Below are 9,526 nucleotides of genomic sequence, written 5' to 3'. Positions count from 1 at the left end.
GACATATCATCGAAGTGCTGAATTAGAGACATAAAAAATCCGATATTATTTCTAATATCGGATTTTGAAGCTATGAAAAGATCAGTCAAGTGATCATAAAAATATTCTTAACTGATCAGCATTACGCATTAAGCGGGCTTTTTTATTTACTTAAACAAACGATTTAAACCATTTAATGCAGCTACGCGATAGGCTTCAGCCATAGTCGGGTAGTTGAACGTGGTATTTACAAAGTAATCAATGTTATTACCGCCGTTCTTTTGTTCCATAATCGCTTGACCGATGTGAACGATTTCAGAGGCACGCTCACCGAAGCAGTGCACACCCAGTACTTCTTTGGTATCAACATGGAATAAAATCTTTAGGCTACCCACCTCAGTGCCTGCAATTTGCGCACGCGCTAAATGCTTAAATTGAGCACGGCCTACCTCGTAAGGGACTTTTGCAGCTGTTAACTCTTGCTCGGTTTTACCCACTGAGCTCATTTCAGGGATTGTATAAATACCTGCTGGGATATCAATGATCAGCTTTTCATCACAGTTACCACATGCAATCGCATCGGCTGCAATACGGCCTTGGTCAAATGCCGCACTGGCAAGGCTTGGGTAACCTATTACATCGCCCACAGCATAAATGTTGTCGACTTCTGTTTGGTATGTTTCATTCACTTTAAGCTGGCCACGACCATCCGCTTTTAGGCCAACAGCTTCAAGGTTTAATGTGTCTGTGTTACCGGTACGGCCATTGGCAAATAAAATACAGTCAGCTTTTACGCGCTTGCCTGATTTCAAGTGCATTACCACACAGTCATCACGGGTTTCTACACGATCAAACTCTTCATTATGACGAATAACAATACCGCTATTCCAAAAGTGATAGCTCAGAGCATCTGAAATTTCCGCATCCATAAAGGCAAGTAGGCGGTCACGGGTATTCACTAGGTCAACCTTGGCGCCTAAACCTTTAAAAATAGAGGCATACTCACAACCAATTACACCTGCACCATAAATCAGCACACGATGAGGGTCATCTTCAAGGCCTAAAATGGTATCGCTGTCGTAAATGCGTGGATGTTTAAAGTCTACACCTGGTGGACGGTAAGGGCGCGAGCCAGTAGCAATAACGATTGTTTGTGCAGTAAGCGTTTCAAACGAACCGTCTAGGTGCGTCACTTTAATAGTGTGTTTATCAATAAACTCAGCATCACCTTGATACATATGAATGCGGTTACGTTCATAAAAGCTGCTACGTAAATTAGATTGCTTTGAAATGACGTTACTTGCGTGGCGCAAAATATCGGGGAAAGTTAAGCGGTTAGGGCGCTCACTAATATTAAATAGCGGGTTTGCTTTATATTCAATATAACGACTTACAGAGTGACGTAATGCTTTTGAAGGGATAGTACCCCAGTGCACACAGCCGCCGCCTACCGCTTCTTGACGTTCAATAACAGCGACTCTTTTGTTGCTTTTAGATAGGTTCATGGCGGTACCTTCACCGCCAGGACCTGTACCTATGATGATTGCATCATATTGATAAGATGGAGTATCTTTTTGCTTTACTTGTTGTTTGGCCACAGCCGCTCCTATGTTAACTAAAAGAGGCTTTTAACAACCTCGCATTTAGTGCAAGCCAAGCCTGCTTTTGGTTTTCCCAAGCGGCTTCAAGCTCGTGATATTGTGTCATTAATGCTGATTTTTCACACTGTTTCATCATTTTATTGCGTTTGATTTCTAACACGCGTTTTTGCAAGGCACAGAAGTGTTGCAGTTTTTTCAGCAGTAAATCGTACTCAGATTGTAATAATGTAAGCTTATCTTGCGCTAAAGGCAATTTTGCAAGGCGACCTTGAGTCTTATTCATCAAGGTTTCTGCCTTGGCTTTTTCGATTCGCTCAATCGGTGTGCGCTTTAATTTTGAAGCAAGACCGATTGCCGCTAAAGAGCGGATCATCCACTTAGTTGGATCATAGTGATACCACTTAATGCCATTGCGATAGTCGCTAGCAAAAATATGGTGGAAGTTATGATAGCCTTCACCGTATGTGAATAGCGCTAAAAAGCCATTATCACGGGCGGTGTTTTTTTCTGTGTACGGACGTGAACCCCAGATATGCGCCAGCGAGTTGATAAAAAAGGTAAAATGTTGGCTCAATACCAAGCGCAGTAAACCAACCAGTAATAACATGCCCCATACATCGCCAAGCATTAAGCCAAGTAGTAAAGGAATACCAAAATTAGTCGCGACGACTAACTTCATATAGTGACGGTGTTGCCACATAACGACTTTGTTTTTTTGTAAGTCACGGCAGTTACTGTAGTTACCGTATTGTTCGCCTTGATAATCGCGCAGCATCCAACCAATGTGGCTATACCAAAAGCCATTAGTAGCGGCGTAAGGGTCTTTGATTGGATCATCAACTTGACCATGGTGAATACGGTGATCGCTACTCCAGTGCAAGGCACTATTTTGTAATGCAAAAGCACCACCTAAGGCAAAAATTACTTCAATAACAGGATGCACATCATAGGCTTTGTGTGCCCACAAGCGGTGATAACCTGCAGTAATAGAAAGTCCGGCGTAGAACATACAGCCAACAAAGGCTATCCACTGTGTACTGGTGTATCCGTAGCTAAAGCCATACCAAGGAACAAGGGTGATCGCGGCCAAAAATGTAAGGCTAAAAAATAGCACATTGGTCCAAATAATCGGTGGTTTTTTCATCTGAATAAATCTCGGCGTACAGTTGTACGCTAAAATAGTGTTTCATTCTCTCCGCGTCAAGTATTAGACTAGCTCATTAACCGAAAAATCATTAAAAGTTCACGCTGGGAGTTTCCATGTCGGGTGTTAGAGCGCAACAGAAACAAAAAACACGACAAGCACTAATCGAGGCTGCATTCAATCAATTGAGTGCCGATCATAGTTTTTCTAATTTAAGCTTACGTGAAGTTGCCCGTGAAGCAGGGATTGCTCCCACCTCTTTTTACCGCCACTTTAAAGACATGAATGAGCTTGGTTTGACCATGGTTGATGAAGCTGGTTTAACACTGCGTCAACTTATGCGCCAAGCGCGTCGCCGTATTGAGAGCGGCGGTAGTGTGATCACGACATCAATCGTGACCTTTATGGAGTTCATCGATAACTCGAGCAACCAATTTAGATTGTTATTGCGTGAGCGCTCAGGAACTTCAAAAGCATTTCGTGCTGCGGTTGCTCGTGAAATTAAACATTTCATTTTAGAGCTTGCGCATTACCTTGAAAGCGAAACTCCGTGCGACCCAACTCATGCATATATTCAAGCCGAAGCCATGGTGACTTTAGTATTTAATGCCGGTGCCGAAGCCCTCGATATTGAAGGGACACAACGTGAAGAACTGGTTGAACGCTTGATCTGGCAATTACGCTATATTGCTCGCGGTGCCACTTTGTATGGTCGTGATAGTAAAGGTAATGTAGAAAAAACAGCCTAAGGCATGGTGGATTTTTGTTCCTGTTTTATGTATTGTTCGCTGCCAAATTAAGTAACTGATTTTTCGTTATTCAGTTACCTCAAAATATGAATAAATAGCGAGGACGCATATGCTCACCAAGGATCCGGTGAATGATACTCATGCCCATTTTTTAGAACAGAGTGAAGAAACAACGGTAAAAAACAGCCCAAGCTTTCGGGACTTGAGCCGCAGTTTGTTATACTCGCTACCGAAAAGTGTGCAAAAGAAAATTCAAGATAACCTGCTTGGCGTATTAGACGCTCATCAGGTCTCACAATTTCGAGATGACAAACGCTGCCAGTTTTGGATTAACCAAAATGGTTGGAAGCGAGTTCCCTACAGTCAGTTTCGCCATGTTTATAGCCGAATTGCGCTATACCCAAAAAGCGCTACTATTTCAAAGAACCATAGCTCAGAGACTGCTAGCAATGCAACATCAGTTGATTTGAGAGATCAACAAGCTAGGCTATTACAAAGCAATGGCAACGAAGGACAACCCAACAGGATAGATCAACACATAATTTATACTCGTCGTGTTATCTACAGAACTGTGAATTCTCACCATCAAATTTATTAACCACAGAGTTAAATATTTTCTTTACGTTTTCTAGTTACAGATTGCTCGATCATTATTTTATTTATCATGTTTAGTAAGTAGGGTTGGTATTTTTATTTGTGTAATTGTTGTTATCTGGGTTTTTTAACCTTTCGTGGACGTGGTTTTATCGATTTTGTGGAAAAATTATGCTTGCAAGCTGGTTTTTTGAATGTTAAAAATACAGCCACTGAACACACATTTAGTAAATTAAGATGCAAATTACACATTCAATTACATTAAAACTAAACCTCTTACTGCTTAAATCAGTGAGCGGGGCTTAGTGTATTTGCATTTGTAGAACATTAAAAAACCCCGCAACCGCGGGGTTTTTTTTATCTCGCTAATGGGTCATTGGGAACGAGGACAGTTTATGAAAGATAAGGTTTGGATTTTTGACACAACGTTACGTGATGGTGAGCAAGCATTAAAAGCAAGCCTAACCGAAGACGACAAAATTCAACTTGCGCATACCATTAGCCGCTTAAATGTGGATGTAATGGAAGTGGGTTTTCCGGTATCTAGCCCAGCAGATTTTCGCTCTGTACAGCGCATTGCGACTGAAGTGAAAGGGCCGATTATTTGTGGCTTAGCACGTGCTGTAGCAAAAGATATTGAAGCATGTGGTGAAGCGCTTCGCCCGGCAGAGCAGGGCCGTATTCATACATTTATTGCAACCAGCCCATTACACCTTGAGCACAAATTACGTATGAGCTTAGACGATGCAACGGCAATGGCTGTTAAGTCGATTAAACTTGCACGTAACTACACCGATGACGTTGAGTTTTCGTGTGAAGATGCAGGTCGTACACCGCATTGGGATTTATGCCGCATCGTTGAAAAAGCTATTGATGCGGGTGCATCAACTATCAACTTACCTGACACTGTTGGCTATGTAACGCCAGACGAATATGCTGCGATGATCCATCACTTAATGAACAATGTGCCAAATATCGACAAGGCTCGTTTAAGCGTGCATTGCCATAACGATTTAGGTTTAGCGGTTGCTAACTCAATCGCTGCAGTACAAGCCGGTGCTCGCCAAATCGAATGTACGATTAATGGTATTGGTGAGCGCGCAGGTAACTGTTCGCTTGAAGAAGTGGCGATGATCATGAAGATGCGTGAAGACCACTTAAAAGTGCATACCGATATTCGTAGTGAAGAAATTTACCGTGCTTCGCGTCAAGTCGCGAAGATTTGTAATATGCCAGTACAACCAAACAAAGCAATTGTTGGTGAAAATGCCTTTGCACACAGCTCAGGGATCCACCAAGACGGCGTATTAAAAGCCCAAAACACTTACGAAATAATGTCGCCAGAAAGTGTCGGTGTACCTAATAACCAATTAAACATGACTTCGCGTTCAGGTCGTCATGTTATTGAGCATCGTTTAGAAGAGTTAGGCTATCAAAAATCTGATTACGATATGGATAGCTTATACAGCAGCTTCTTAGCATTAGCAGACCAAAAAGGCACTGTGTATGACTACGACTTAGAAGCGATGATTTACTTTAATCAAATCAAAGATAAAGACGAAAAATATCAACTTGAGTTTGTTAACTCGACGTCTAACTCACAATCGGTGGCGAGCTCAACAATCGGCATGACAATTGATGGTGAGTCAAAGCAAGAGGCCGCAACAGGGAATGGCCCTGTAGAAGCATCATTCTTAGCAATTGAGCGCTTAACGGGTATGTCGGTTGAGATGATTGAATACAACCTAGAAGCAACAGGCCAAGGTGCCAGCTCGCTAGGGCAAGTGAATATTATCGCTAAATACGATGGTCGCCCATATCACGGCGCGGGCATTGCAGCGGATGTGGTAGAAGCGTCAGTACGCGCCATGATCCGCGTTTATAACTTAATTTATCGTGCACAAAAAGTGTCTGATTTAAAACAACAGAGGAAAGCAGGATGAGTCAATCGAATTACAGTATCGCAGTATTAGCAGGCGACGGGATTGGTCCAGAAGTTATGGCAGCAGCAGAAACCGTCTTGGATGCTGTAAGCGAAAAGTTTGGTTTTACTTTGACTCGTCATCACCACGCGATTGGAGGTGCTGCCATTGATGAGTTTGGTCAGGCACTGCCGCAAAGCACACTGAGTGCCTGCGAAAATGCCGATGCGATTTTATTTGGCTCGGTAGGCGGCCCTAAGTGGGAAAACTTACCGCCGAATGAGCAGCCAGAGCGAGCTTCACTGTTGCCATTGCGCAAGCATTTTGGTTTGTTCTGTAATTTACGCCCAGCACAATTATTACCAGCACTAAGTGCTGCGTCACCACTTCGTGCAGATATCAGCGCACAAGGCTTTGATATCTTATGTGTGCGCGAGCTAACCGGCGGTATTTATTTCGGTGAAAAAGGCCGCAGTGGCGAAGGTGAGCAAGAAGCCGCTTTCGATACCCAAACATATTCACGTAAAGAAATTGAGCGCATCGCACGCTTTGCATTTGAAGCCGCTAAGCTGCGTAGTAATCATGTTACCTCGGTTGATAAAGCGAATGTGTTAGCGACCAGCGTACTTTGGCGTGAAGTGGTCTCTGAAGTAAGCAAAGATTACCCAGAAGTAAGCCTTGACTACATTTATGTTGATAACGCGGCAATGCAGTTAGTAAAACAGCCAAGCCAGTTTGATGTATTACTTTGCGATAACTTATTTGGCGACATTTTGTCTGATGAGTGCGCGATGATCACAGGCTCTATGGGCTTATTACCATCAGCGAGTTTAAATCAGTCTGGCTTTGGTTTGTATGAGCCAGCTGGTGGCTCAGCACCTGATATCGCTGGTAAAGGGGTGGCAAACCCAATCGCGCAAATTTTAAGTGCTGCGCTTATGTTGCGTTACTCACTAGGGCAAGATGAAGCGGCTCGTACGATTGAAAAAGCGGTGGCAGAAGCGGTTGAAGCAGGTGTTGGTACGCCAGATATCTACCCAAATGCAGGGTATACCACCAGTGATGTTGCTGCGGCAATTGTGGCACGTATTTAATTAAAAATTGTTTGCGCTGAGCACGTCACTCAGCGTAACTAAAATGAGGGAATAGCAAGTGGCCCAAACCTTATACGATAAAATTTGGCAAGCTCATGTAGTCGCCAGCATAAATGATCAAACTGATTTACTTTATATCGACCGTCACCTAGTTCATGAAGTTACATCGCCGCAAGCCTTTGCTGGTTTACGTGAGAAAAACCGCAAAGTACGTTGCCCAGAAAAAACCTTTGCGACCATGGACCATAACGTTTCAACAAAAAGCCGTTCATTAGATGCTGCGAGTGAAGTGTCGAAAAATCAATTAATGGCACTGGATGCAAACTGTAAAGAGTTTGGTATTCAACTTTATGATTTAAATTCGATTAATCAAGGTATTGTGCATGTAATGGGGCCTGAGCAGGGCATTACCTTACCGGGCACAACCATAGTGTGTGGTGACAGCCACACATCGACCCATGGTGCATTTGGCGCATTAGCGCACGGTATTGGTACTTCAGAAGTTGAGCATGTTCTAGCCACTCAAACGCTACAGCAGAAAAAAGCCAAGTCGTTAAAAATTAAAATAAATGGTCGCCTGCGCCCAACCGTTACTGCCAAAGATTTAATCATGGCGGTGATCAGTAAATTAGGCACTGCGGGTGGTACTGGCTATGTTGCTGAATTTTGTGGCGAAGGGATCGAAGCGCTGTCTATGGAAGCGCGTATGACGCTTTGTAATATGAGTATTGAAATGGGCGCAAAAGCGGGTTTAATCGCACCAGATCAAACAACTTATGATTATTTAAAGGGTCGCCCATTTGCACCACAAGGTGCTGACTTTGATAGTGCCGTTGCCTACTGGCAAACACTAAAAACAGATGAAGGCGCAGAGTTTGATCATGTTGTTGAATTAGAGGCTGCTGATATTCAACCGCAAATTACGTGGGGTACCAGCCCTGAGCAAGTGATTGGCGTAGATGAATTCATTCCTGATCCTGAGCAAGAACCAGACCTAATCAAAGCTGATGCAATCCGTAGCGCACTAAAATATATGGGTTTAAAAGCCGGTGATAAATTGTCTTCTGCGACTGTTGACACCGTATTTATTGGCTCATGTACAAATAGCCGAATTGAAGATTTACGTGCTGCTGCGCAAATTGTTGAAGGTAAGCAGGTTGCAGCGGGTGTTGAAGCGCTGATTGTTCCAGGCTCAGGTCTTGTTAAAAAACAAGCCGAAGACGAAGGTCTTGCAGATATCTTTAAAGCAGCTGGCTTCGAATGGCGTGAGCCAGGTTGTTCAATGTGCTTAGCAATGAATGACGACAGATTAGAAGCAGGTAAACGCTGTGCTTCTACATCAAATCGTAACTTTGAAGGTCGCCAAGGTCGCGGTGGCCGCACTCACTTAGTGAGCCCTGCAATGGCTGCGGCAGCGGCAATTCATGGTCGTTTTGTTGATATCAGAGGAGAAGCCTAATGAGTGTATTTTTTAGTGGCTTAATGGCCCCGTTAGATAAAAACAATGTTGATACTGACCAAATAATTCCAAAGCAATTTTTAACGTCGACCAGCCGTGATGGTTTTGATGCGGCACTTTTTTACGATTGGCGTTATTTAGATAACGGCGAGCCAAACCCTGAGTTTATTTTGAATCGCCCTTGTTACCAAGGTGCGCAAATTCTTTTAACTCGCGACAACTTTGGTTGTGGTTCATCGCGTGAGCACGCGCCATGGGCATTAAAGCAATATGGTTTTGAAGTGATCTTAGCGGAAAGCTTTGCTGATATTTTCTTTAACAACTGCGGCAATAACCAAATGCTTGCTATCGCATTACCTGCAGAAACACTTGAGCAATTATTTGTACTGAGTGAACAGCATGATGATATTAATATCGAAGTTGATTTAGAAAACCAACAACTTCGTAGCGATAAGTTTGACACTATTCACTTTGATATTCGCCATGACATCAAAGAGCGTTTATTAAGTGGCTTGGACTTTATCGGTGTGACTGAAACACTTAACAGCCAAATTGATGCCTTTGAGCAGCAACTTGCAGCAGAACGCCCTTGGCAATAACCTGTTTTTCCATGTGAACCTAAACGCGGCCAAGGCCGCGTTTTTATTTGTGGTGCATTAATTAAAATTACAATATTTAGTTTTATGGGTACAATCTACAATCTACAATCTACAATCTACAAACAATAAAAGTAAGGTGAATTGCGTGAGTTACAAGTTAAAAAGGAATTTTGGAGCGCTTCTAGTCGCTGCTTTAATGATGGTTGGATGTGGCGGTGGTGGAAGTGACTCAGACGCTCCCAATGAGCAGCCATTAACGGCGTTGTTTCCTAAAAGTTTGAACTATCTTGCCAGCCTGTGATCAGATCATCTATATCCTACTAGCCTGTGCAACAACAATGAGCAAAATCACAAACTGGTCTCACTATAATCAAGCCCTCGTTAA

The 9,526-nt window shown here is 43.1% G+C and carries 8 protein-coding genes; 6 read left to right on the top strand and 2 right to left on the bottom strand.

The window, feature by feature from the left end; genetic code table 11:
- Positions 1 to 146 precede the first annotated feature (146 nt).
- Together sthA and L1272_RS22070 are read right to left on the bottom strand one after the other, a co-directional pair.
- Positions 147 to 1,577 (bottom strand): Si-specific NAD(P)(+) transhydrogenase, encoded by a 1,431-nt coding sequence (sthA, locus tag L1272_RS22075; protein WP_138618468.1) that lies wholly within the window; start codon positions 1,575 to 1,577, stop codon positions 147 to 149.
- A gap of 13 nt (positions 1,578 to 1,590) precedes the next feature.
- Positions 1,591 to 2,724 carry an acyl-CoA desaturase gene (locus L1272_RS22070; protein WP_058586121.1) on the bottom strand — a complete coding sequence of 378 codons (1,134 nt, stop codon included), beginning with the start codon at positions 2,722 to 2,724 and terminating at the stop codon, positions 1,591 to 1,593.
- A gap of 116 nt (positions 2,725 to 2,840) precedes the next feature.
- Here L1272_RS22070 and fabR point away from each other — a divergent pair, with 116 nt between their 5' ends.
- The 6 genes from fabR to leuD all read left to right on the top strand — a co-directional run bounded on the left by fabR (position 2,841) and on the right by leuD (position 9,141).
- On the top strand, positions 2,841 to 3,473 hold the full coding sequence (gene fabR, locus L1272_RS22065; RefSeq protein WP_166341163.1) for an HTH-type transcriptional repressor FabR: 633 nt from the start codon (positions 2,841 to 2,843) through the stop codon (positions 3,471 to 3,473).
- Positions 3,474 to 3,582: 109 nt separating this feature from the next.
- Positions 3,583 to 4,071 (top strand): hypothetical protein, encoded by a 489-nt coding sequence (locus L1272_RS22060; protein ID WP_166341161.1) that lies wholly within the window; start codon positions 3,583 to 3,585, stop codon positions 4,069 to 4,071.
- Positions 4,072 to 4,462: 391 nt separating this feature from the next.
- On the top strand, positions 4,463 to 6,010 hold the full coding sequence (leuA, locus tag L1272_RS22055; protein ID WP_054554476.1) for a 2-isopropylmalate synthase: 1,548 nt from the start codon (positions 4,463 to 4,465) through the stop codon (positions 6,008 to 6,010).
- Positions 6,007 to 7,083 carry a 3-isopropylmalate dehydrogenase gene (leuB, locus tag L1272_RS22050; RefSeq protein WP_054554475.1) on the top strand — a complete coding sequence of 359 codons (1,077 nt, stop codon included), beginning with the start codon at positions 6,007 to 6,009 and terminating at the stop codon, positions 7,081 to 7,083. Before leuA ends, leuB begins: the two co-directional genes overlap by 4 nt.
- A 58-nt stretch (positions 7,084 to 7,141) precedes the next feature.
- Entirely contained in the window at positions 7,142 to 8,542 is a 1,401-nt protein-coding gene (leuC, locus tag L1272_RS22045; protein ID WP_235374294.1) for a 3-isopropylmalate dehydratase large subunit, read from the top strand.
- Positions 8,542 to 9,141: a 3-isopropylmalate dehydratase small subunit gene (leuD, locus tag L1272_RS22040; protein WP_054554473.1), complete on the top strand. Its 600-nt coding sequence runs from the start codon at positions 8,542 to 8,544 to the stop codon at positions 9,139 to 9,141. Before leuC ends, leuD begins: the two co-directional genes overlap by 1 nt.
- The last annotated feature ends 385 nt before the right edge of the window (positions 9,142 to 9,526 follow it).

Source organism: Pseudoalteromonas sp. PAST1 (genome assembly GCF_021532515.1).
Lineage (GTDB): Bacteria > Pseudomonadota > Gammaproteobacteria > Enterobacterales > Alteromonadaceae > Pseudoalteromonas > Pseudoalteromonas simplex.
Note: the sequence above shows the minus strand (reverse complement) of the source record. Positions and strands in the feature narration are given on the sequence as shown.